Annotated in this window: 19 protein-coding genes and 1 pseudogene; 7 read left to right on the forward strand and 13 right to left on the reverse strand. The window is 73.0% G+C overall.

Going from position 1 to position 19757, the window contains the following annotated elements:
• Nucleotides 1-18 precede the first annotated feature (18 nt).
• From ACWC0C_RS37645 to infC, 4 genes are all read right to left on the reverse strand, one after another.
• Nucleotides 19-876, reverse strand: a complete 858-nt coding sequence (locus ACWC0C_RS37645) for a TrmH family RNA methyltransferase (protein WP_449200357.1) — start codon at nucleotides 874-876, stop codon at nucleotides 19-21.
• 221 nt (nucleotides 877-1097) lie between these two features.
• Nucleotides 1098-1481, reverse strand: coding sequence for a 50S ribosomal protein L20 (gene rplT / locus ACWC0C_RS37650; RefSeq protein WP_016642495.1), 384 nt, complete (start codon nucleotides 1479-1481; stop codon nucleotides 1098-1100).
• Nucleotides 1482-1579: 98 nt separating this feature from the next.
• Nucleotides 1580-1774, reverse strand: a complete 195-nt coding sequence (gene rpmI / locus ACWC0C_RS37655; RefSeq protein ID WP_004933563.1) for a 50S ribosomal protein L35 — start codon at nucleotides 1772-1774, stop codon at nucleotides 1580-1582.
• A 111-nt stretch (nucleotides 1775-1885) separates the two neighbouring features.
• Complete coding sequence (infC, locus tag ACWC0C_RS37660; protein ID WP_351559516.1) at nucleotides 1886-2548, reverse strand: translation initiation factor IF-3; 663 nt, start codon at nucleotides 2546-2548, stop codon at nucleotides 1886-1888.
• Between the two features lie 377 nt (nucleotides 2549-2925).
• Here infC and ACWC0C_RS37665 point away from each other — a divergent pair, with 377 nt between their 5' ends.
• Nucleotides 2926-3282 (forward strand): DUF1844 domain-containing protein, encoded by a 357-nt coding sequence (locus tag ACWC0C_RS37665; RefSeq protein WP_450868843.1) that lies wholly within the window; start codon nucleotides 2926-2928, stop codon nucleotides 3280-3282.
• A gap of 1 nt (nucleotide 3283) precedes the next feature.
• On the opposite strand, the gene ACWC0C_RS37670 is transcribed toward ACWC0C_RS37665, so the two are convergent.
• Entirely contained in the window at nucleotides 3284-4015 is a 732-nt protein-coding gene (locus ACWC0C_RS37670) for an SseB family protein (protein WP_450868845.1), read from the reverse strand.
• Nucleotides 4016-4228: 213 nt separating this feature from the next.
• On the opposite strand from ACWC0C_RS37670, the gene ACWC0C_RS37675 reads away from it, so the two are divergent.
• Complete coding sequence (locus tag ACWC0C_RS37675; protein ID WP_450868847.1) at nucleotides 4229-4972, forward strand: serine hydrolase; 744 nt, start codon at nucleotides 4229-4231, stop codon at nucleotides 4970-4972.
• 124 nt (nucleotides 4973-5096) lie between these two features.
• On the opposite strand, the gene mycP is transcribed toward ACWC0C_RS37675, so the two are convergent.
• Complete coding sequence (gene mycP, locus ACWC0C_RS37680) at nucleotides 5097-6284, reverse strand: type VII secretion-associated serine protease mycosin (RefSeq protein WP_449200360.1); 1188 nt, start codon at nucleotides 6282-6284, stop codon at nucleotides 5097-5099.
• Nucleotides 6281-7540: a hypothetical protein gene (locus ACWC0C_RS37685; protein ID WP_450868848.1), complete on the reverse strand. Its 1260-nt coding sequence runs from the start codon at nucleotides 7538-7540 to the stop codon at nucleotides 6281-6283. Before ACWC0C_RS37685 ends, mycP begins: the two co-directional genes overlap by 4 nt.
• 1033 nt (nucleotides 7541-8573) lie before the next feature.
• Between ACWC0C_RS37685 and ACWC0C_RS37690 the strand changes: the two genes are divergently transcribed.
• Nucleotides 8574-9776 (forward strand): amino acid deaminase/aldolase, encoded by a 1203-nt coding sequence (locus ACWC0C_RS37690; protein ID WP_450868849.1) that lies wholly within the window; start codon nucleotides 8574-8576, stop codon nucleotides 9774-9776.
• A gap of 9 nt (nucleotides 9777-9785) precedes the next feature.
• Here the strand turns inward: ACWC0C_RS37690 and ACWC0C_RS37695 are convergent, their stop codons facing one another.
• Genes ACWC0C_RS37695 through ACWC0C_RS37705 form a run of 3 tightly spaced genes read right to left on the reverse strand, consistent with a single transcriptional unit; the run spans nucleotide 9786 to nucleotide 13341 of the window.
• On the reverse strand, nucleotides 9786-10568 hold the full coding sequence (locus tag ACWC0C_RS37695) for a 3-oxoacyl-ACP reductase (RefSeq protein WP_449200363.1): 783 nt from the start codon (nucleotides 10566-10568) through the stop codon (nucleotides 9786-9788).
• A complete protein-coding gene (locus ACWC0C_RS37700; RefSeq protein ID WP_450868851.1) occupies nucleotides 10565-11953 on the reverse strand; it encodes an aldehyde dehydrogenase family protein in 1389 nt (462 codons plus the stop codon). The genes ACWC0C_RS37695 and ACWC0C_RS37700 overlap by 4 nt, the downstream gene beginning before the upstream one ends.
• A 23-nt stretch (nucleotides 11954-11976) precedes the next feature.
• Nucleotides 11977-13341, reverse strand: a complete 1365-nt coding sequence (locus ACWC0C_RS37705; protein WP_450868853.1) for a glutamine synthetase family protein — start codon at nucleotides 13339-13341, stop codon at nucleotides 11977-11979.
• A gap of 96 nt (nucleotides 13342-13437) precedes the next feature.
• Here ACWC0C_RS37705 and ACWC0C_RS37710 point away from each other — a divergent pair, with 96 nt between their 5' ends.
• Both ACWC0C_RS37710 and ACWC0C_RS37715 read left to right on the forward strand, forming a co-directional pair.
• Nucleotides 13438-14190, forward strand: coding sequence for a FadR/GntR family transcriptional regulator (locus ACWC0C_RS37710; RefSeq protein ID WP_450868855.1), 753 nt, complete (start codon nucleotides 13438-13440; stop codon nucleotides 14188-14190).
• A gap of 51 nt (nucleotides 14191-14241) precedes the next feature.
• A complete protein-coding gene (locus ACWC0C_RS37715; RefSeq protein ID WP_450868857.1) occupies nucleotides 14242-14946 on the forward strand; it encodes a gamma-glutamyl-gamma-aminobutyrate hydrolase family protein in 705 nt (234 codons plus the stop codon).
• Between the two features lie 90 nt (nucleotides 14947-15036).
• Here ACWC0C_RS37715 and ACWC0C_RS37720 read toward each other — a convergent pair whose 3' ends face one another.
• Nucleotides 15037-15960: a LysR family transcriptional regulator gene (locus tag ACWC0C_RS37720; RefSeq protein WP_449200368.1), complete on the reverse strand. Its 924-nt coding sequence runs from the start codon at nucleotides 15958-15960 to the stop codon at nucleotides 15037-15039.
• A 70-nt stretch (nucleotides 15961-16030) separates the two neighbouring features.
• On the opposite strand from ACWC0C_RS37720, the gene ACWC0C_RS37725 reads away from it, so the two are divergent.
• Complete coding sequence (locus tag ACWC0C_RS37725) at nucleotides 16031-17197, forward strand: TDT family transporter (RefSeq protein WP_450868859.1); 1167 nt, start codon at nucleotides 16031-16033, stop codon at nucleotides 17195-17197.
• Here ACWC0C_RS37725 and ACWC0C_RS37730 read toward each other — a convergent pair.
• Nucleotides 17112-17843 (reverse strand): annotated as a pseudogene (locus tag ACWC0C_RS37730) (helical backbone metal receptor); the annotation flags it as partial. The gene ACWC0C_RS37725 and the pseudogene ACWC0C_RS37730 overlap by 86 nt on opposite strands.
• Nucleotides 17840-18409 (reverse strand): helix-turn-helix domain-containing protein, encoded by a 570-nt coding sequence (locus ACWC0C_RS37735; RefSeq protein ID WP_450868861.1) that lies wholly within the window; start codon nucleotides 18407-18409, stop codon nucleotides 17840-17842. The pseudogene ACWC0C_RS37730 and the gene ACWC0C_RS37735, both read right to left, overlap by 4 nt.
• A gap of 342 nt (nucleotides 18410-18751) precedes the next feature.
• Between ACWC0C_RS37735 and ACWC0C_RS37740 the strand changes: the two genes are divergently transcribed.
• Entirely contained in the window at nucleotides 18752-19681 is a 930-nt protein-coding gene (locus ACWC0C_RS37740; protein WP_450868862.1) for a 5'-3' exonuclease, read from the forward strand.
• The last annotated feature ends 76 nt before the right edge of the window (nucleotides 19682-19757 follow it).

The raw sequence follows: 19757 nt of genomic DNA on the forward strand, positions 1-19757 counted from the left end.
CCCCGGCTGGTCACCCTACTAGCTCTCGGTGACGGAGCGGCACCCTCCGGAGGCGCGCTGTGCACGGGCCGACGCGTACAGACATACGGCGGCGGCCGTGGCGAGGTTCAGGCTCTCGGCCTTTCCGTGGATGGGGACGCGTACGACGGCGTCGGCGAGGGCGCGGGTCTCCTCCGGCAGCCCCCAGGCCTCGTTGCCGAACACCCAGGCGGTCGGCCCGCCCATGGTGCCCTTGTCCAGCTCCTCGTCGAGGTCACGGTCCCCCGCCCCGTCGGCGGCGACGATGCGCACCCCGGCGTCCTTCAGCCCTTCGACGGCCCGCTCGACGGGCACGCCGACGGCGACGGGCAGATGGAAGTGGGAGCCGACGGAGGCGCGTACGGCCTTCGGGTTGTACAGGTCCACGCAGGCGTCGGTGAGGATCACGGCCTCCGCTCCCGCGGCGTCGGCACACCGCAGCACGGTCCCGGCGTTGCCGGGGTCCCGCACATGGGCGAGCACGGCGACGAGCCTGGGCCGGGCGGCGAGGATCTCCTCGAAGGGCGTGTCCAGGAACCGGCACACCCCGACCAGCCCCTGCGGGGTCACGGTCGTGGAGATGTCGGCGATGACCTCTTCGGAGGCCAGGTGCACCCGCGCTCCGGCGTCGCGCGCGGCGCCGATGATGTCGGCGTACCGCTCAGCGGCCTCCACCGTGGCGAACAGCTCGACCAGGGTGGCGTCGCCGTCGACCCGATGCCCGGCCGCCTCCCTGACGGCCTGCGGCCCCTCCGCGAGGAACAGCCGGTCCTTGCCCCGGAAGTTCCGCTTGGCAAGCCGACGCGCTGCGCTGACACGGGCGGACCGGGGGGAGATCAGCTCGGGGGCGGGGGTCATCCTCTTCTTCACCTTCAAGAACGTCTTGTCTTTGTGGCGCCGCTGGGCTGCAGCGCCCCGTCAGGGGCGCGGGGCTGTATCGATATGCGGCTCCGCCGCGCGGGCGCGAGCAACCACAACGCACCCGCAGCCGAAAGACCACCCGGGGACCCCAACAACAGGACCCGCAAGCCATAAAAGCCTGCGGGTCCAGTGAACGTCGGCCTAGAGCCAGCGCGGCGTCACGCAGCCTTGGGCGCGTTGACGTCCGACGGAAGCGCCTTCTGCGCGACCTCGACGAGCGCCGCGAAGGCGTTCGCGTCGTTGACGGCCAGCTCGGCCAGGATCTTGCGGTCGACCTCGATGTTCGCGGCCTTCAGACCCTGGATGAAGCGGTTGTAGGTGATGCCGTTGGCGCGGGCAGCGGCGTTGATGCGCTGGATCCACAGCTGACGGAAGTCGCCCTTGCGCTTCTTGCGGTCGTTGTAGTTGTAGACCAGCGAGTGGGTGACCTGCTCCTTGGCCTTGCGGTACAGGCGCGAACGCTGACCGCGGTAGCCGGAGGCCTGCTCGAGGATCGCCCGGCGCTTCTTGTGGGCGTTGACTGCCCGCTTGACGCGTGCCACTTGTTAACTCCTTGTAGCGGGGTCGTGGTGGTCCTCACACGACCCGGAAACGATTCGGTCCCGGTCCAGACGCACGGCGCTCAGACGGCGCCGCCGCGTCACTTGCCGAGAAGCTTCTTGATCTTCGCGGCGTCGCCCGGGGCCATCTCGGCGTTGCCGGTGAGGCGACGCGTGACGCGGGACGACTTGTGCTCGAGCAGGTGGCGCTTGCCGGCGCGCTCACGGAGCACCTTGCCGGAGCCGGTGACCTTGAAGCGCTTGCTGGCACCGCTGTGCGACTTGTTCTTCGGCATAGCGCCGTTCTCTCCTCGTCGGTGGCGCTCCGGTGCCCGGTCGCGAAACCGGGCACGGCGGAACGTCGCTCTTCTATCGGTTACATCCTTGGGGACTGCTGTCCCCCGGGATCACGCCTCGGCGGGCTCCTCGGCGGGCGCCTCAGCCTCGGCAGGGTTCTGCGACTTGCCGGGGTTCGCCTTCGCTTCGGCCTTGCGGGCCTCCTGCGCCTGGCGGGCCTCGGCCATCGCCTCGGTCTTCTTCTTGTGCGGACCGAGGACCATGATCATGTTGCGGCCGTCCTGCTTCGGGTTCGACTCCACGAAACCGAGGTCCTGGACGTCCTCTGCGAGGCGCTGCAGCAGCCGGTAGCCCAGCTCGGGCCGGGACTGCTCGCGACCACGGAACATGATCGTGATCTTGACCTTGTCGCCCTGCTTGAGGAACCGGACGACGTGACCCTTCTTGGTGTCATAGTCGTGCGGGTCGATCTTCGGCCGGAGCTTCATCTCCTTGATGACCGTGTGCGCCTGGTTCTTGCGCGCCTCACGGGCCTTCATGGCCGACTCGTACTTGAACTTCCCGTAGTCCATGAGCTTGCACACGGGCGGACGGGCGTTCGCCGCGACCTCGACCAGGTCGAGGTCGTACTCCTGCGCAAGCTCCAGTGCCTTCGCAAGCGGCACGATGCCGACCTGCTCGCCACTGGGACCGACAAGTCGCACCTCGGGAACGCGAATCCGGTCGTTGATGCGGGGCTCGGCGCTGATGGATCCTCCTCGGTAGCACCACACAGTTGTCTGGCGGACAGCCGCGTAACGTCTCTTTTCGTTAGACCTAACCGCGCCGAAGCACAAAAAATGCCCCGGACGATCACAGGCGGGGCTCCAATGACTACCGGAGCACCGCCGCGATGACCGCGGGGCGCGACTCGGACGGCTCCATCGTCCGTACGGAACGATGGTGGCCGTCTGACCGGAGACCCGCCGTCCCGGAGGACGGTCAGGTGGGAGATCGGAGCCTCCACTTGTGGGCTGGGCGCTCTGTTGTTGGCAGGGCATGTCCAGCCGGTCGTTACACAAGGTTAGCAGCACCGCCCGGGAAGGGCTAATCGGAGGGTTCCCCCAGGGCTCCCCCGGGGCTCTCCCGCGCACCGCTTATCGTGTGGGGCATGAGTGAGACCCCTCCTGAGAACCCCGACTTCGACGCGATGACCCGCGACATCGCCGAGGTCCCCGCCGTCGAGGTGATCGTGACGGTCGCCGTCAATCTGATGAGCGCCGCCGCCGTGAAGCTCGGGCTGAGCGAGGAGGGCGACAAGTACAAGGACCTCGACGAGGCCCGCAAGCTGATCACCGCGCTCGCCGGCCTGCTGGACGCGAGCACGACCGAGATCAGCTCCTTCCACGCGGCCCCGCTGCGCGACGGCCTGAAGTCGCTGCAGCTGGCGTTCCGCGAGGCATCGATCGTGCCGGACGAGCCGGGCCAGGGGCCGGGCGAGAAGTACACCGGCCCGGTCTACGGCTGAGCTAACCCTTCACGTACAGGGGCTCGCCCGGAGGCGTGGTCCCGGCCGGCAGCAGTGCCAGGTCGAGACCCCGCACCAGGCGGGCCCTCAGTGTTTCGTCGGCGGCGAGCCGCTCGGCGACCGCGCGGGCGGCCTCGGCGGGCGGCGCGGCCGGGTCCAGGACGAGGGCGAGCGTGCCGTCGGCCCGCCCGGGGCCGAGGTGGGCGCGCAGCACGGCGGGCTCGGCCGCCACCGCCGTACGGACGGCTTCGACGACGGCCGGGTCGGCGAGCGGGTCGGTGCTGGTGCGGCCCTCGGCGAGGGCGAGCAGCGCCGGGCCGGTCAGCTCGAACGGCACCGGTCCGGCGAGGTCCAGCACGACCGTGTCGGCCTTCTCGTGGGCGGCGGCCTGCAGCGCCTGGTGCAGGGGTACGGCGACGGGGCGGGCCGCGGGGTCCCAGCGGGCCAGGGAGTCGGTGGAGGTGAAGGCGGGCAGCGCGGTGCGGCCGCCGGCCTTCAGGGTGGGTACGGCCATGTCGCTGGTCTTCTCGCGGCGCAGCCCGCTCTCGTCCTCCTCGACCTCGCCGAGCACGGCCACCACGGGCACCAGCAGCCGGGCACCCTTGAGCGCCTCCAGCACGGGCCCCAGGGCGCCGCGGTCCTCGGCCCAGGCGGCGAGCGCGGCGCTCAGCCGGGGGTCGGCGGAGCCGTCGTCGTCGGAGAAGCCGGGGTCGGGAATGTTCTTGTTCGCCACGGTCACCGACCCTATAGGCACGGTCACCGGCCTCCGCACGGGAGTCTTCACGGGAATCTCAGCCTTCCCTGATCCCTGTCCCAGGCCGACGGGCGGGGTCACCGCCGGGGCACGGCCTATGTGAAGACGCGGGCGCACGCGGGGACCGCGGCCGTATCGTCGGCGGCGACGCCCTCGGCCGCCCCCTCGGCCGGGGTGGGTGAGGAGGCTTCGGTGGAACCCGTGACGCAGCCGGCCGTGGACCGGGACGCGCTGCTGAGCAAGGCGATGACGGGGGTGAGCGTGCCGTCGGGTGCGCGGGTGTCGGCGGCGGTGCTGGCGGTGGACTCCGGCGAGAGCGCGGTCCACGGGGGCGCGGCCTTCGACACGGCGAGCATCGTCAAGGTCGACATCCTGGCCACGCTGCTGCTCCAGGCGCAGGACGCGGGCCGGCAGCTGACGGCGGACGAGAAGGCGTACGCCACGAAGATGATCGAGAACAGCGACAACGCGTCCGCGACGGAGCTGTGGCACACCATCGGGCGGGCGGACGGCCTGGACGCGGCGAACGAGCGCTTCGGACTGACCTCGACCTCCGGTGGCGACGGCGAGCTGTGGGGGCTGACGCAGACCACGGCCGCCGACCAACTCGCCCTGCTCCAGCAGGTGTTCGGCGAGGACTCGAAGCTGAGCGTGGCCTCCCGGACATATGTGCAGGGGCTGATGAAGTCGGTCGAGGCGGACCAGCAGTGGGGCGTGTCGGCCGCCGCGGAGGGCAACTCCTGGGCGCTGAAGAACGGTTGGCTGGCACGCGGTACGACCGGGCTGTGGGACGTGAACAGCATCGGGCGGGTGACGGCGGGCGGCACCGACTACCTGGTGGCGGTGCTCTCGAAGGGCACGGAGACACAGGCGGAGGGCATCGCTCTGGTGGAGGCGGCGGCGAAGGCGGCGGTGTCGGTGTTCGCGGGTGAGTGATCGGTGTGAACCGTTGAATGGCACCCGCCCCGGTGGGCTCCGTGGAACTGCACCTGGTCGACCCGTCCCGGACCGATCCCTGGTATCGAGTACATCGCTGGACAGCCGCCGACGCCGGACGCCCTCAAGCCCGCTGCCTGCGGCCCCGCCACAGCACCACGCCCGCCACCAGGAGGACACCGCCGACACCGCCGGCCAGCGGGCCCGCCCAGTCGGCTGTCGAGGACGTGGCCTTGGGGGCGTCCGGGCCGGCGCCGAAGTACTTCTTGCCGTACGACGACACGCGCAGGCTCTCCGGCTGGATGCGGTCGGCCGCCCGCAACGCCGCCGCCGGGTCGATCATGCCGAAGCCGCGGGAGTCGTCCCTGCCGCCCGCCGGGGCGTCCCGGGCGGTGTCCTCCAGGAGCTTCTTGATCTGGGCCGGGTTCAGGCCCGGGTGGGCGGCCTTGACCAGGGCCGCCGCGCCCGAGACGAAGGCGGACGCCGCCGAGGTGCCCCAGCCCTCGTAGTACTTGTGGTCGGGGTCGGCGATGACCACGTCGACGCCGGGCGCGCTGACCGCCGCGTACCAGCGGCGGGTGGAGAAGGAGGCGCGGGTGTCGTAGCGGTCGACGGCGGTGGCGGCGATGACGCCCGGGTAGGCGGCCGGGTAGGACACGTGGTCACCCTTGTCGCCGCCGTTGCCCGCAGAGGCCACGACCACCACGCCCTTCTTCAGGGCGTACTGCACGGCCTCGTCCTCGCTCGGCTCGGGGTGCGCGGAGTTCGAGTCGTCGCCGAGGGAGAGGTTGATGACGTCGGCGCCGTGGTCGGCGGCCCAGCGGATGCCGTCGGCGAGGGCGTTGCCACGGGTGGTACGGGCCTTGGCGCGGGCGGGGTCGCCGTCCTCCAGGATCACGCGGACGGGCAGGATCTTCGCCTCGGGGGCGACGCCCATGACGCCGGCCGCGTTGCCGGGTCCATGGCCGTGCCCGGCGATGATGCCGGCCATGGCGGTGCCGTGCCGGGCCCAGGTGCGGTCGCCGGGCCCCGCGCCGAAGCCGATCATGTCCTTGGCGGGCAGCACGTTGCCCGCGAGGTCCGGGTGGTCGGCCTCGACGCCGGTGTCCAGGACGGCGACGGTGACGCCCCGGCCCTTGGTGGTCCGCCAGGCCTCGTCCAGGTGCAGCGCGGCGAGGCCCCACTGCTGGGCGCGGATGCCGTCGGCGTGGGCCGCGGTGGACGGCAGCAGGGCGAGGGCACCGGCGAGCAGCAGGCTCACCGCCGCTCCCGCGGAGTCCATGCGGCGGTGGCCGCATATCGATCGCCTCATGAAGGACTCTCCGTGGCCGTGCCGATGCTCTGGCGCAGCCGCCGCTCGATACGGTCGGCCAGGCCCTGTGCCTCGTTGCCGAGACCGGCCTGGGCCGGTGCGGTGGTGGCGCCGGCGCTGACGGCGTCGGCCGCGGGCTGGGGCGTGTCGGCACCGCGACCGTCGGCCCAGCCAGAGACTGCGTACGCCACGACGGGGGCGTCGGTGAGGACGGAGATGGTCCAGGAGGCGCGCTGCTTGTCGCCGAAGCCGGCCGCGACGGTGCCCTCGGCCGCGTACGGGCGGGGCATCAGGTCGGGGCGCCGGCCCAGGCCCTCGGTGCGGAAACGGTGGGCGAGTGCGGACATGGCGGCGGGGTCGGCCTTGGTGAACAGCAGGCCGACGGTGGTGACGTAGCTCTGGGTGGCGTCGGTGTAGGTGGCGCGCAGCAGCCGCTGGCAGCCGACGGGGGCGAGGACCTTATGCAGCAGCGGGTCGAAGGCGTGGGCGCAGCCGCTGTCCGGGGCCACGGCGATCCGGGTCCAGGTGCGGTCGGCGCCGCCGGGACCGGCGCCGGTGCCCTGGACGGTGGGCGGGAACAGCTGGTCGACCGGCGCGTTGTGCCAGAGCGTCCCGGCGGTGGCGAAGTGGTCACCGGAGGCGTCGTCCTCGCCGTCGTCGGTGAGCCAACTCCCGGTCACGGCACCGCCGATGAGCCCGAGACCGAGTACGAGACAGGCGGCAGCGGCGGCGGTGCGGGGCCCGACCCGGTACCAGGTCCGCTCGCCGAGCGCCTCGGGCTCCCCGACCGTCATGGCGGGCCGCACGGCCATGGCGCTCCAGGACAGCGCCGGGTCCGGCCCGGACCCGGCCGCGGGCGGCGGCGGGCCGACGGGGTGGGCGGGAGCCAGGGGACTCCAGGCACCGGCCTGCGCCCGCCCGGCGGACACCGCGGACGCGGATGCGGTGGCGGTACGGCGCTCGCCGCTCGGCCCGGCGGGCGAGCGTCCGGGCGCGGCGCCGGGGCGCGGTGTCCTCGGGGAGTCCGTGATCGGGCGGAGCCGGGCCGTGGTCTCCGACGCGGTGACCGGGCGGAGCCGGGCCGTCGTCTCGGTGGCGGTCTCGACCGGGGCTCCCGGCCGCCAGGACTCCTGTCCGGGGCGGTGGGCGGTGCGATCGGGCCCGCCCGCACCGGATCCGTCCCGGTGTGCCTCGCGGCCCGGGCTCGGCGGCGCGTCGGGGAACCGGGCGGAGGCCGGCGGCGGAGGCGGACTCACGGGCGCACCGGCCGCGGGCACGACGGGGCGCGACCCCCCGGACCGAGCCCCTTGCCCGGCACGGGGACCGGAGCCCCCAGGGGACGGCCGGCCCCCAGGCGCGGCGGCCTCGCCGGACGGCGAACCATTGCCTGCGGACTGCCCGGGAAGGGGCGAGCCATTGCCGACGGACCGCCCGGCGGACGACGACCCATCGCCCACGGCCCGCCCGGAAGAAGCCGCACCGTTGCCCACGGACCGCCCGCCAGAAACCGACCCAGTACCCCCGGGCCCCGCCCCAGAAGCCGCACCGCTGCCCACGGACCGCACACCAGAAGCCGACCCAGTACCCCTGGACCTCACCCCGGAAGCCGCACCGTTGCCCGCAGACCGCCCGCCAGAAGCCGACCCATTACCCACGGGCCCCGCCCCAGAAGCCGCGCCGTTGCTCCCGAAGTCGCCTGTCGACGTCCGGCCCGCGCCTGTCGCTGCCCCGGCCGGGGAGCGGTCCTCGCGGGGGAAGCCCGTGGCCGGTCCCGCCGAAGCCTCCGCCCTGCCTGTCGCGCCTGGCGCACCCCCGGTGGTGGCGCGGCCGGGCCGCGGAGTGAAGACCGACGGCTCGTCGTCGGGGTCCTCGGGCGCGGCCGTGTCGGACGGGCGGCCGGGCGGGGTCGACGGACGCGGCGGGGCCGGCGGGTGGGGCGGGGTCGGCGGAATGGCCGGGGCCGGGGGGGTCGAGGGGCGCGGCGGGATGGGAGCGTGGCGCGCTTCCGTGCTCATGCACCCCCCGTTTCCTCGTACCCGGGCCGTCTTCACGTACGCGGGCCGGTCTGCTCCTCGGCCGCGCCCGGTGCGGCAAGCTCCGTCCGGGCACGCATACCCGTACGGTCGGACCGGCATCCCGGTTCAGGTGAAGCGGCCGGGGGCGTTCCGCCGTACGTGCGCGTCACTCTACGGGTTGTCCGGGCCGGAATCAGAACCAGTCCGGAGCGCCGGGGGATCTGCCCGGAACGTCCCCCTACCCTGCGGTAATCCTGTCTGGCAGGCTTCCGTCATGACTGCGCGCGCCGCCGACCGGGCCCGTTACGACCGGGCCACCGCCCATCTCGACGCCCCTCTCGCGATCGTGGACCTGGACGCCTTCGACGCCAACGCGGCCGATCTCGTCCGCCGGGCCGCGGGCAAGCCGGTGCGGGTCGCCAGCAAGTCCGTGCGCTGCCGGCCCCTGCTGGAGCGCGTCCTGGCGATGGACGGCTTCCAGGGGATCATGTCGTTCACGCTGGCCGAGTCGCTGTGGCTCGCGCGTTCCGGGTTCGACGACGTGCTGCTGGCCTATCCGTCGGCCGACCGGACCGGTTTCGCCGAACTGGCCGCCGACCCCAAGCTCGCTGGTGCGGTCACCGTGATGGTGGACGACCCGGCGCACCTCGATCTCATCGACGCCGCCCGCGACGGCGGGCGTGAAGTGGTGCGTGTCTGCCTGGAGTTGGACACCTCGCTGAAGCTGCTGGGCGGCCGGGTGCGGGTCGGGGCGCGCCGCTCACCGCTGTACTCCCCCGCCCAACTCGCCGAACTGGCCCGGTCGGTGGCCAGGCGGCCGGGCTTCCGGCTGGTGGGGATCATGGCGTACGAGGGGCATATCGCGGGGGTCGGGGACGCGGTGGCCGGGCGGCCGCTGAGGTCCCGGGCGATCCGGCTGATGCAGGCGGCGGCGCGCCGGGAGCTGGCCGAGCGGCGGGCCGCGGTCGTGCGGGCGGTGCGGGCTGTCGTGCCCGGCCTGGAGTTCGTCAACGGCGGCGGCACGGGCAGTGTGCAGCACACCGCCGCCGAGGACGCGGTGACCGAGATAGCGGCCGGTTCGGGGCTGTACGTGCCGCGGCTCTTCGACAACTACACGTCGTTCGACGGCCGTCCGGCGGCCCTGTTCGCCCAGCCCGTCGTACGGCGACCGGGCGTCGGTGTGGTCACCGTGCTCGGCGGTGGCTATCCGGCCTCCGGCGCCGCCGGCCGCGACCGGCTGCCGGTGCCGTACCTGCCGGAGGGGCTGGAGTACGACCCCCAGGAGGGCCCCGGTGAGGTGCAGACCCCGCTACTCGGCTCGCCCGCCGACGATCTGCTGATCGGCGACAAGGTGTGGTTCCGGCACGCCAAGGCGGGCGAGCTGTGCGAGCGGTTCGAGGCGCTGCACCTCGTCGAGGGCGACGAGGTGACAGCGACCGTGCCGACCTATCGGGGTGAGGGACGCACGTTCCTCTGACCGGCCGGCCTACAGGGGCGTGACGTACGCCCCCGCGATACCGCCGTCCACCAGGAAGTCGGTGGCGTTGACGAAGGAGGAGTCGTCGCTGGCCAGGAAGGCGACGGCGGCGGCGATCTCCTCGGCCTCGGCGAACCGGCCCAGCGGGATGTGCACCAGCCGGCGGGCGGCCCGCTCGGGGTCCTTCGCGAACAGCTCCTGCAGCAGCGGGGTGTTGACCGGTCCGGGGCACAGCGCGTTGACACGGATGCCCTCGCGCGCGAACTGCACGCCCAGCTCACGGGACATGGCGAGGACGCCGCCCTTGGACGCGGTGTACGAGATCTGGGAGGTGGCCGCGCCCATCCGGGCCACGAAGGACGCGGTGTTGATGATGGAGCCCTTGCCCTGGCGCCGCATGTAGGGGATGGCGGCCTTGCAGCACAGGTAGACGGAGGTGAGGTTGACCTCCTGGACCCGCTTCCACGCCTCCAGGCCGGTCTCCAGGATGGAGTCGTCGTCGGGCGGTGAGATGCCGGCGTTGTTGAAGGCGATGTCGACGCTGCCGTAGGTGTCGTACGCCGTCTCGAACAGCGCCTCGACCTGCTCGGGGTCGGTGACGTCGACCTTCACGAAGAGCCCGCCGATCTCGTCGGCGACGGCCTTGCCGCGGGCCTCGTCCACGTCCGCGCAGACCACGTTGGCGCCCTCGGAGGCGAGTCGGCGGGCGGTGGCGAGGCCGATGCCGCTGCCGGCTCCGGTCACGACGGCGGTACGGCCGACCAGGCGGCGGCAAACACTGTTGTCGGTCACTGTGCGGGACCCTCCGTGCTGGGGGAGACGTTGCTGATGAAGACGTTCTTGGTTTCGGTGAAGGCGGTCAGGGCGTCGGGGCCCAGTTCGCGGCCGAGGCCGGACTGCTTGAAGCCGCCGAACGGCGTCCAGTAGCGGACGCTGGAGTGGGAGTTGACGGACAGGTTGCCCGCGCGGACGGCCTGGGAGAGGCGCAGGGCGCGGCCGAGGTCCCGGGTCCACAGGGAGCCGGAGAGGCCGTAGGGGGTGTCGTTGGCAAGGCGGATCGCGTCCTCCTCGTCGGTGAAGGGGAGCAGGACGGCGACGGGCCCGAAGATCTCCTCGCGGGCCGCCTCGCTGCCCGGCCGCTCCCCCGTCAGGACGGTCGGCGGGAACCAGAAGCCGGGACCGTCGGGGGCGCTGCCCCGCAGGGCCGGGGCGCCCTCGGGAACGTACGACCGCACGCGCTCCAGCTGCTGACGGGAGATCAGCGGACCCATCTGGGTCTTCTCGTCGGCCGGGTCGCCCACGACCACGGAGGCGAGCGCGTCGGCGAGGAACTCGCGGGCCTCCTCCAGCACCGTCTCCTGGACCAGGATGCGGGTGCGGGCGCAGCAGTCCTGGCCGGAGTTGTCCAGGAAGGAGAAGGGGTCGAGGGCGGATGTGAGGTCAGCGTCGGCGAAGACGATGTTGGGGCTCTTGCCGCCGAGTTCGAGGGTGACCGGCTTGACGAGCTGCGCGCAGCGCTCCATGACCTCGCGGCCGGTGCGGGTGGAGCCGGTGAACACGATCTTGGCGACGTCCGGGTGATCCACCAGGGCGCGTCCGGCGGTGTGGCCGTAGCCGGGCAGTACCTGGAAGACATGCTCGGGCAGGCCCGCCTCCAGGGCGAGTTCGGCGAGGCGGAGCGCGGTGAGCGGGGTGGTCTCGGCGGGCTTGAGGACGACCGTGTTGCCCGCCGCGAGCGCCGGGAAGGAGCCCCAGGCGGCGATCGGCATGGGGAAGTTCCAGGGGGCGATCACGCCGACGACGCCGAGGGGTTCCTGGAAGGTGATGTTCCAGCCGCCGGGCACCGGGATCTGCTTGCCGAGGAGGCGTTCGGCGCCGCCGGCCGCGTACAGCAGCAGGTCGCGGGCGTTGCCGGCCTCCCAGCGGGCGTTGCCGACGGTGTGGCCGGCCTCGCGGACCTCCAGCAGGGCCAGTTCCTCGATGTGCGCGTCGACGGTGTCGGCGAAGCGGCGCAGCAGCCGGGCCCGGTCGGCGGGGGCGAGGGCCGCCCATGCGGTCTGGGCGCGCGAGGCCCGTGCGACGGCGGCGGCCACGTCCTCCTCGCTCGCGGCGGGGACGGTGGCGACGACCTCTTCCGTCGCGGGGTTGAGGACCTTCAACTCGTCTGAGTCGGACACGAATTGACCTTTCACAGGCTGGCTCACAGGCGTTCGAAGGAGCGGCGCAGCTCCCAGTCGGTGACCGCGGCGTCGAAGGCGTCCAGCTCGACGCGCGCCATGTTGCGGTAGTGCGCGACGACCTCGTCGCCGAAGGCGGCCTTCGCGATGGGGCTGTTCTCCCACAGTTCGGCGGCCTCGCGCAGGGTGGTGGGCACGTGTTCGAGACCGGCGGCGTAGGCGTTGCCGGGGCAGGGCTCGGGGAGTTCGAGCTTCTGCTCGATGCCGTACAGACCGGCCGCGACCAGACCGGCGACGGCGAGGTGCGGGTTGACGTCCCCTCCGGGCAGGCGGTTCTCGAAGCGCAGGGAGCGGCCGTGGCCGACCACCCGCAGGGCGCAGGTGCGGTTGTCGTGGCCCCAGGCGACGGCGGTGGGGGCGAAGGAACCGGGCTGGAACCGCTTGTAGGAGTTGATGTTCGGGGCGTAGAGGAGCGAGAAGTCGCGCAGCGCGGCGAGCTGTCCGGCGAGGAAGTGCCGCATGACGTCGGACATGCCGCCGGGACCGTCCCCGGCCATGGCGTTGGTGCCGTCGGCGTCGGTGAGCGAGAGGTGGATGTGGCAGGAGTTGCCCTCGCGCTCGTTGTACTTGGCCATGAAGGTGATCGAGACGCCTTCCTGGGCGGCGATCTCCTTGGCGCCGGTCTTGTACAGCGCGTGCTGGTCGCAGGTGACGAGGGCCTCGTCGTAGCGGAAGACGATCTCGTGCTGGCCCGGGTTGCACTCGCCCTTGGCGGACTCGACGGTCAGGCCCGCGCCCGCCATGTCGTTGCGCAGCCGGCGCAGCAGGGGTTCGATGCGGCCGGTGCCGAGGATGGAGTAGTCGATGTTGTACTGGTTGGCCGGGGTGAGCCCGCGGTAGCCCGCGTCCCAGGCCTGTTCGTAGGAGTCCTTGAAGACGATGAACTCCAGCTCGGTGCCGACCTGGGCGGTGTAGCCGAGTTCGGCGAGCCGCTCCAGCTGGCGGCGCAGGATCTGGCGGGGCGCGGCGACGACGGGCGAGCCGTCGTTCCAGGCCAGGTCCGCGACGAGCAGGGCGGTGCCGGGGTGCCAGGGGATGCGGCGCAGGGTGGCGAGGTCGGGGTGCATGGCGAAGTCGCCGTAGCCGCGGTCCCAGGAGGACATCGCGTAGCCGTCGACGGTGTTCATCTCGGTGTCGACGGCGAGGAGGTAGTTGCAGCCCTCGGTGCCGTGCTGCAGGACCTCGTCGAGGAAGAAGCGGGCGGCGAACCGCTTGCCCTGGAGGCGCCCTTGCATATCGGGGAAGGCCAGGACGACAGTGTCGATCTCACCGCTCGCGACGAGGGCGTGCAGTTCCTCGACGCTGAGCGGGGGTGTGCGGTCTGCCACGGGAGAGCCTCCTTCGGCGCCTTCGCGCTTTTTTCGGCCGGGCCGGGAGCCATAAGGTATTGCTCAGAACCATTGCTTGGGAAGGGGGTACGGCGGATGTCGCGGGAGACGGAGTGGCACGGGGCGCATGCGCCGGGAGCCGTCGACGGGCTCGCTCCGGTGCTGCGTCCGGTGCGGGCGGGCAACGGCTTCGAGGAGGCGCTGGAGCAGATCCTCCAGGTCGTGCGGCTCGGTCTGGTGCCGGGCGGGGAACGGCTGCCGGCCGAGCGGGAGCTGGCGGAGCGGCTCGGGATCAGCCGGGTGACGCTGCGCGAGGTCCTGAAGGTGCTCCAGGACCAGGGGCTGGTGGAGGCGCGGCGCGGGCGCTACGGCGGAACGTTCGTCCTGCCGCGCGCGGACGCCGGCGGCGAGGACGAGCTGCGGCGGCGGATCGCCGAGGTCGACATCGAGGACGTGCTGCGGTTCCGCGAGGTGCTGGAGGTGGGCGCGGCGGGCCTGTGCGCGGCGCACGGGCTCACGGAGGAACAGGCGGACCGGCTGCGCGAGGCGCTGTCCCGCACGCACGACGCCCCGCTCGCCGACTACCGGCGCCTGGACACCCTGCTGCACCTGACGCTGGCGGAGCTGTGCGGCTCCCCCTCCCTGACCGCGCAGTACGCGGCGGTTCGAGCCACGGTCAACGACCTGCTCGACTGCATCCCGCTGCTGGTGCGCAACCTGGAGCACTCACAGCGCCAGCACACCGCGCTGGTGGAGGCGGTGCTGGACGGGGACGCGGACGGCGCGCGGGAGATGATGCGCGAGCACTGCGCGGGCACGGCGGCGCTGCTGCGGGGCTTTCTCACGTAGGACGGATCTGCAAAGGTGTGAGAGTGAACCTTTGACTTCCGGGAGGGCGGCATGACCGTACGACCGCTGATCGGCATCAGCACCTATCTGGAGTCCGGCGCGCGTTGGGGCGTGTGGGAGCTGGATGCGGCGCTGCTGCCGGCCGGCTATCCACGGCTGGTGCAGCGGGCCGGCGGGCTGGCCGCGATGCTGCCGCCGGACGCGCCCGAGCGCGCTGCGCAGGCGGTGGCGCGGCTGGACGGGCTGGTCATCGCGGGCGGCCCGGACGTCGACCCGTCCCGCTACGGCGCCGCGCGCTCGCCGCGCACGGGGCCGCCCGCGCGGGAGCGGGACGCGTGGGAGCTGGCGCTGATCGACGCCGCGCTGGCGGCCGGGGTGCCGCTGCTCGGCATCTGCCGGGGCATGCAGCTGCTGAACGTCGCCCTGGGCGGCACGCTCGTCCAGCACCTCGACGGGCACGCGGAGGTGGTCGGGGTCTTCGGACACCATCCGGTCAAGCCGGTGCCGGGGACGCTGTACGCCGGGCTCGTACCGGAGGAGACCGCCGTGCCGACCTACCACCACCAGGCGGTCGAACGGCTCGGCCGGGGCCTGGTCGCCTCGGCGTACGCGGCGGACGGCACGGTGGAGGCGGTGGAACTCCCGCCGTCCGAAGGCTGGGCCCTCGGGGTCCAGTGGCATCCGGAGATGGGCGAGGACCTGCGGGTGATGCGAGGGGTGGTCTCGGCGGCGGGGTCGCGCCGTGGGGGTACCTGACCGTTGCCGGGAGCGGGTCCGTGGTGGGCTGCTCGCGCAGTTCCCCGCGCCCCCGGGGAACTGCAGTCGTCGCACCCCCGAAAGGTGCCGTCACCCCCGTGTCAGCGACAGCAGCTCCCGTGCCGGGCCCGTGGGGCGATGTCCCGTCGGCCAGACCGCTCGCAGGTCGCGGCGCAGGGAGACGCCCTCCACCGGGATGCTGACCAGGCGGCGCATCGCCAGCTCCTCCCCCACCGCCAGTTCACTGAGGACCGAGGGGCCCGCGCCGCTGACCGCGGAGGCCTTGACCGCCGTGGTGGAGGACAGCTCGATGAGGGGGCGGGCGAGGCCGCCGAGGGCCGCGTCCAGGACCTGACGGGTGCCGGAGCCGCGCTCGCGGAGGATCAGGGGGGTGGCCCCCAGTTCCGCCGCCGTCACGGGGCGCCGGCGGCGGGCCCAGGGATGGCCGGGCGCGGTGACGACGATCAGGCGGTCGCGGGCGATGACCGTGGAGTCCAGGCCGGTCGGGACCGTCAGCCCCTCCACGAAGCCGAGGTCGGCCTCGTCGGCCAGCAGCAGTTCCGCCACCTTCGCGGAGTTGCCGGCGAGGAGGGACACCGCGGTGTCGGGCCGCTCCGCGTGCAGCGCGAGGAGCCAGCCCGGCAGCAGGTACTCGGCGATCGTCATGCTCGCCGCGACCCGCAGGCGCGAGTCCCGCCGGTCCCGCAGCGCCCGCGCACCGGCGTCGAAGGCCGCCGCCGCCTCCACGACCCGCCGGGCCCAGTCCGTCACCAGGGCGCCGGCGTCCGTGAGCCGGGAGCCGCGCGGCGAACGGTCGACCAGGGCCACGCCCAGCTGCCGTTCCATGGAGCGGATCCGGCTGCTGGCGGCGGGCTGGGTGATGCCGACCTCGCGTGCCGCCGCGCCGAGACTGCCCAGCCGCGCCACGGCCAGCAGCAACTCCAGCGCGGCCAGATCCGGCACCCGGTGGGCCAGTGATTCCGTGCGCCCGCTTCGCCCCTCGACCTCGCTCATAAGCCCAGTTTATGCCCTCATACACAGGAAGTCCCTGGTCAGGGCGGGGCGACGGCGGGACGGTGGAGCCATGGTCACCGCAGCCCCACCCTTGTCCGTCGCCTCGGTCCACCGTGCCCCGCGGGTCCGCCACCTGGGCCCCAACTGGTACGCCGCCGTCATGGGCACCGCCATCCTCGGCTCGGCCGGCGTGGCACTGCCCGCGCCCGTGGAAGGCCTGCGCGACGTCTTCGCGGCAGCCTGGGCGCTGTCCCTCGGGCTGCTGCTCGCCGTGCTGGCGGCCCGTGCCCTGCACTGGATCCACCACCGCGACCAGGCCCGCGCCCATCTCCTCGACCCGGCCATGGCCCCCTTCTACGGCTGTCTGTCGATGGGCCTGCTGGCGGTCGGCGGCGGCGCCATGACGGCCGGCCGGGGCATGATCGGCACCGGCACGGCGGTCGTCCTGGACGCCGTGCTGTTCACCGCCGGCACGGCTGTCGGGCTCGCGTCCGCCGTGGCCGTGCCGTACCTGATGGCCGTACGGCATCGCGTCGAGCCCGCGCAGGCGGCCCCGGCGTGGCTGCTGCCGCTGGTCGCGCCCATGGTGTCGGCCGCGCTCGGCCCGCTGCTGGTGCCGCATCTGCCGGCGGGGCAGCCCCGCGAGACCCTGCTGCTGGCGTGCCTGGCGCTGTTCGGGCTGAGCCTGTTCGCGACGCTGCTGATGCTGACGCTGGTCTTCGCCCGGCTGATCACCGCCGGCCCGCTGCCGCTCGCGCTCACCCCGACGCTGTTCCTGGTCCTGGGCCCGCTCGGGCAGTCCACCACCGCGGTCGGCAAGATCGCGGACGCGGCTCCCGGGGTCGTACCGGCCTCGTACGCCCGTGGCCTGGACGTCTTCGCCGTTCTGTACGGGGTGCCGGTCATGGGGTTCGCCCTGCTGTGGCTGGCGCTGGCGACCGCGCACGTGGTGCGGGCCCGCCGGCAGGGCATGGGGTTCGCGATGACCTGGTGGGCGTTCACCTTCCCGGTGGGCACATGCGTCACCGGCGCCATGACGCTCGCCCGGCACACCGGCCTCGTGGCCTACGACGAGCTGGCCCTCGGGCTGTACGCCCTGCTCGCCGCCGCCTGGCTGGCGGCCGCCACCGGTACCGTACGCGGCCTGCTCGGCGGCGAGCTGCTCGCAGCGCCCCGGCCAGTACCTGTGGCGCCTCGGCCAGCGAAGGGCCGTACCAGGTCAGGTGCCGCCCGCTGACCAGGGCACAGGGCAGACCGGGGAAGGCCTCCGGGCCGTCGTCGGCGGTGAAGCGGTAGGGCTCGTCGGGGAGGACCACGAGATCCGGGGCCGCCGCGCGCAGCTCCTCCAGCGGGACGCGGGGGTAGCGCTCGGGGTGGCCGGCGTACAGGTGGTCGACACCGAGCCGGGCCAGCACGTCACCGGCGAAGGTGTCCCGGCCGAGGACCATCCAGGGCCGGCGCCAGACCGGTACGACCGCTGTCGTACGGCTCCCGGGCCGCGGCAGCGCCGCCCAGGCGGCCTCCGCCTCCGCCAGCCAGCGCGGACGCCCCGGCGCACCGCACGCGGCGAGCACCCGGTCCAGCTCCGCGAAGGCCTGCGGCACGCTCCGCACCTCGGTGACCAGCACCTCCAGGCCGGCGGCGCGCAGGGCGTCGAGGTCCGGGGCGCGGTTCTCCTCCTCGTTGGCGATCACCAGGTCGGGGGCGAGGGCGACAACGCGGTCAAGCTTCGGGTTCTTGGTACCGCCGATCCGGGTGACGTCCAGGCCGACCGGGTGGGTGCACCAGTCGGTGACACCGACGAGGGCTCCGGGGAGTGTCCGCGCCACAGCCTCCGTCAGCGAGGGAACCAACGAGACGATCCGCGGCCGTGGGGCGCTCAGCGGGACCGGTCCTGGACGGCCTCGATATGTTCCGCCACCGCCACGACGATGACCCGGGTGTCCGGCACCGTGGCCCGCCACCGATGCCGTACTCCACCGGTCAGGTAAAGCGTGTCACCACGACCGAGGCGATACGCGCGCCCCTCCGCCTCGATCTCCACCGCGCCGTCGGCGACGTACATCAGCTCGTCGTTGCGGTGCTGGAACTCGCGGCCGGGTTCGTGGTCGCCGGTGAACTCGGAGGCGTGCAGCTGGTGGTGGCCGCGGACCAGGGAGCGGGTCCGGGGCTCGGCGTCGTCCTCGGCGACGGGGTCGGCACGCACGACGTCCACGCTGGCCGCCGGGTCGGCGGCGGCGAGGAGTTCGACGGCCGTGGTGCGCAGGGCGTCGGCGAGCTTCTCCAGCGAGGTGCGGCTGGGGCGGGCCCGGTCGTTCTCCACCTGGCTGAGGAAGGGCACCGAGAGACCGCTGCGCTCGGCCACGGCGGCGAGCGTCAGCTCCAGGGCACGGCGACGCCGCCGGACGGCCGCGCCCACCCGTACGGGCTGTTCTTTGTGGTCGCCCATCGCTCCGGCTCCCTCCCTCGCTCGTCGTGCCGCTGTCCGGGTGCCCGGTTCGGGGCGCACCCTTCTGATGACTTCACTGCACCCTACGCATGTTCGGCAAACCGTTTCACGCCTCTGTCACATCCCCTCCATGCCACCGAGTTCCCAACCTCAGGGTTCCCGCCAGCGTGACAGAGGTCCGGGCCTGCCCGGCACGGAGTCCCGGACAGGGGTGAACATGCCGATCAGCAGGGCCGGGTGCCCCCGCCCACCACAATGATCGTAACGCTCTGCGATTGGCCGGATTCCTGTCGTGCCCGCAGAGGTGGGGTGACTGTCGGTGCCGTGCGGCATGATGCGAGCGTGACCGGACGACTCATGCTCCTCGACACCGCATCGCTGTACTTCCGCGCCTATTTCGGCGTCCCGGACTCGGTGAAGGCACCGGACGGCACGCCGGTGAACGCCGTGCGCGGGCTGCTGGACTTCATCGACCGGCTGGTCAGGGACCACCAGCCGGAGCGGCTGGTGGCCTGCATGGACGCCGACTGGCGGCCGCAGTGGCGGGTGGACCTCATCCCCACCTACAAGGCGCACCGGGTCGCCGAGGAGCACGAGGGCGCGCCGGACGAGGAGGAGGTGCCGGACACCCTCGCCCCGCAGGTGCCGGTCATCGAGAGCGTGCTGGACGCGCTGGGGATCGCGCGGGTCGGTGTCGCGGGCTACGAGGCGGACGACGTGATCGGCACGTTCACCGCGCGCGCCGGGGGCCCGGTGGACATCGTCACCGGCGACCGCGATCTGTACCAGCTGGTGGACGACGCACGCGGGATCCGGGTGCTGTACCCGTTGAAGGGCGTCGGCACGCTGCAGCTGACCGACGAGGCGGTGCTGCGCGAGAAGTATGGGGTCGACGGGCGGGGGTACGCGGATCTGGCGCTGCTGCGCGGCGACCCGAGCGACGGTCTGCCGGGCGTCGCCGGGATCGGCGAGAAAACGGCCGCCAAGCTGCTCGCCGAGTTCGGTGACCTGGCCGGGATCATGGCGGCGGTCGACGACCCGAAGGCGAAGCTCACACCGTCGCAGCGCAGGCGGCTGGACGAGGCGCGTCCGTATGTCGCGGTCGCCCCGACGGTGGTGCGGGTGGCCGACGACGTGCCGCTGCCGGACGTCGACACGACTGTGCCGCGGGTCCCGCGCGACCCGGCGGCACTGGAGCAGCTGGCCAAGCGGTGGGGGCTCGGGGGCTCCCTGCAGCGGCTGATCGGCACACTCACGGAGGGACCTGCGTGACCTTGACCGGAATATTCCGGCAAAGGTCACTCATCCAGCGCTCGGGAAAGAGGTGTTGCATGGGAGCGAGGTGCTA

The organism is Streptomyces sp. NPDC001709 (genome assembly GCF_053596375.1).